This window comes from Oleiphilus sp. HI0123, from assembly GCF_001635315.1.
In genome coordinates, this window is record NZ_LWGE01001079.1 from 1 (window position 1) to 2,596 (window position 2,596).

Below are 2,596 nucleotides of genomic sequence, written 5' to 3' on the forward strand. Positions count from 1 at the left end.
CGCAACATCAATCCTAAGATGCCGATAAATTCCTATGGATTTATTTCGATTTACACTTATCAAATATGCTCTAACCAAATGACTCATAGCCGCCCCTCTATCACCGCAATATCGGCAGCAGAAATGAACGCCCTCTCTCTAGAGAATGAATTTTGGCTATGTTCACTTAAGCTGTGGAAGAATAAAACACTGCAAGACACCTTATTAGACCTACAAGATGCCCAAGGCTTTCGCGTCAACCTATCACTCTTTGCAATGTGGGCTGGGCTTATGAAAAAGAATATTACACCGCTGCTACCCAACATCAACGAAGAGCTAGACTCTTGGCACGAACAAGTCGTTGCACCACTTAGGCAGGTAAGAAAAAGTCTACCCAAAGGTGCGCTAAGAAAGGACGTTCAGCAAAACGAGCTGCAAGCCGAACAAGTCGAACATGCTTTACTGTTTAAGCTATCTCAGACGATTCCATTTGAGCAGAACGGAGACACGATCGATATTCTGATTGGTAATTTATTAGCTAGCAGGCTGCCGAAATCACATCTATTATTATGTATTCGAACTTGTTTACCAAATTGCTCCGACTCTGAAATCCAGTCACAAATTTGTAAACACAATATTAGCTATTAACAACACAAAACATGATCTTAATAGCACAAAGACACAGGAACTTGTCACCATGAAAATGATTTCTCGTTTTATTACCATCAGCATTCTTGCCGCCGCAATCATCTTGCCTTTTTTCTTTAAGATGGACAATGGTAAGCCTACACTCGCCATGCCGACGTCTGCCGACCTGATTCCTGATAAAATACTACCCGACAGCCTTACCGGCAATGAAAGCTCGAGCTCGACAACCAGCTCAAGCAGCAGTAACAAAGTGTCCTTCTACAAATGGCAAGACGCAACAGGCATGTGGCACTATGGTGATAGACCCCCAGCAGGGGCTCAGAACGTATCAACCATGAATGTAAACACCAATGTTAATATTATCCAAAGTGTGAAAATCGAGTCGGACGAAGAGTCTACCTCAGCCTATGCACCACAACCCAAAATGTCAGAAACCCTGGCAGATGGCCAACTAACAGCTGATGATGCATTCAATGCAATGAGTGACGCAAAAGCCGTCCGTGATATGATGGAATCTCGTAACGAAACACTGAAAGCGATTACCGGCGAAAACTAAAAGCCATTCATTTCGCTCATACCAGTACACTTCAGCAAATAGCCCTGAGAAGACCTTAAGTCATTAAGGCCCTCTCTAAGCCCCTTACCAGAGCACAAAAAGACCGTGACAAAAAGCAGTAAACAGCAATATCGAATTAAAGAGATGTTTTACAGCCTGCAAGGCGAAGGCGCTCGTGCAGGGCGTGCAGCTGTATTTTGTCGTTTTAGTAAGTGCAATTTATGGAATGGGAGAGAAGATAGCCGGGCAGACGCTGTGTGCAATTTCTGCGACACAGATATTCTTGGCACAGATGGGCAAAATGGTGGCGAGTTTGCTAATGCCCAAGCATTGGCAACAAAAATTCAATCACTCTGGGACAGCAATCAAGTACTCGCCAGCTCTTCTTCAAGCCGTAAGAGTATAGCCAAACCCTACGTTATCTTCACTGGCGGAGAACCACTACTTCAGCTTGACCCAAAACTGATAGAGTTGATGCATCAGCTAGGTTTTGAGATCGCTATTGAGAGCAACGGCACGCTCCCTCTTCCTGAGGGTATTGACTGGGTATGCCTTAGCCCAAAAGGCAAATCAAGCATTGTTTTTGATCGCTGTGATGAACTAAAGCTGGTTTATCCTCAGAGCGACGCACTACCTGAAACCTATCAAGACTTCCCCGCTGATCACTATTTTTTATCGCCCATGGCCAGCCCCGCTGTGCGCTTTGGTGAAGACCCAGACAAAATAAACAATACCCGTTTAGCGCTCGACTATTGTCTGAGCCACCCTCAATGGCGCTTAACATTACAAATGCATAAGCTACTTGGAATAGACTAAGACTACCTAGCCCATTTACCCCCTTCCATCTTTCAGTCTCTTAAGCTACTTTAGACTTTTTATAATTCAAAGTGGAATATCGCAATGCGTCTCTCATTATTATTTCTTATATGCTTAGTGCTTACAGCATGCTCAACCCGTGACTTACAAGGAACCTTGGGCGGCTCTACCGCTCAGCGCTTAGTCACACATAGCATCGATGATCTGGTCAGAAGTATTGAAGATGAAAAGCTAGATGCACTCGAAGGTAAAAACGTTTATATCAACTCTTACTTTTTAAGTGATTCACCCCTTAAAGCTTATGCCGACAAACGTTTGGCGATTGAGTTAGAAAGCCGTTTCGGTATCAATGTTGTGGCCACACAAGAAGAGTCTGAACAGGTGATGACAGCCTTCTACACCTCTCTTGGCACAGACTTGGACAACTTTGGTATTGCCATACCCTTTGGCTATGTTCCAGGGGTCGCTGAAAACACTCAGCTAAACATCATCACTTTAGAGAAATTCCACGGTATCGCAGAAATGTATTACTACATCGGCGAAACCGGCAGCGAAAATCGTAGCCAAGTCTTACAGGCCAAGGTGAAGACCGATGCC

At 44.3% G+C, this 2,596-nt stretch carries 4 protein-coding genes; all 4 read left to right on the forward strand.

What is annotated here, in order from left to right:
• Positions 1 to 627: DUF2390 domain-containing protein (locus tag A3761_RS10450; RefSeq protein WP_231881205.1), on the forward strand; the 627-nt coding region annotated here is incomplete at its 5' end.
• Between the two features lie 49 nt (positions 628 to 676).
• On the forward strand, positions 677 to 1,183 hold the full coding sequence (locus A3761_RS10455; protein WP_068507034.1) for a DUF4124 domain-containing protein: 507 nt from the start codon (positions 677 to 679) through the stop codon (positions 1,181 to 1,183).
• Between the two features lie 144 nt (positions 1,184 to 1,327).
• Positions 1,328 to 1,999 carry a 7-carboxy-7-deazaguanine synthase gene (gene queE, locus A3761_RS10460; RefSeq protein ID WP_068554540.1) on the forward strand — a complete coding sequence of 224 codons (672 nt, stop codon included), beginning with the start codon at positions 1,328 to 1,330 and terminating at the stop codon, positions 1,997 to 1,999.
• A gap of 84 nt (positions 2,000 to 2,083) precedes the next feature.
• Positions 2,084 to 2,596 (forward strand): hypothetical protein (locus A3761_RS10465; protein ID WP_068750187.1); only part of this gene is annotated, 513 nt, incomplete at its 3' end.